We start from the raw sequence: 375 nt of genomic DNA on the forward strand, positions 1-375 counted from the left end.
AAAACTTAACCAGTTCAAAGAGATGGTTAAAAATGCTGTGGTGGATCGCACCAAGCGAAAGGAGCTGGAACGATGAAAAAGACATTGGACATCAAAAAGCTCATTTTGCTGAATATGCCGTATATCCTGCTGGGGCTGTTTGCTACCAATTTTGGAGAGGCATGGCGAATGGCACAAGGGGCGGATGCTTCAGAAAAGTTTCTTTCGCTGGTTGAGGTTCTGCCTGGGGCGCTGCAAAGTTTCTGGCCAAGCCTGCATCCATTGGACTTGTTGGTAGGGCTGTGCTGCGGTGTTGGTCTGAGGCTGGCGGTGTATCTTAAAAGCAAGAACGCCAAGAAATATCGACATGGTTTGGAATATGGTTCGGCCCGCTGG

2 pseudogenes are annotated in these 375 nt (G+C 48.8%); both read left to right on the forward strand.

Features of this window, described 5'->3' with window-relative positions:
- Positions 1-76, forward strand: a pseudogene (locus tag OCV62_RS18120) (PcfB family protein); the annotation flags it as partial.
- A pseudogene (locus OCV62_RS18125) lies at positions 73-375 on the forward strand (recombinase); the annotation flags it as partial. The pseudogenes OCV62_RS18120 and OCV62_RS18125, both read left to right, overlap by 4 nt.

Origin of the sequence: Gallintestinimicrobium propionicum (genome assembly GCF_025567525.1) — a bacterium.
GTDB lineage: Bacteria > Bacillota > Clostridia > Lachnospirales > Lachnospiraceae > Gallintestinimicrobium > Gallintestinimicrobium propionicum.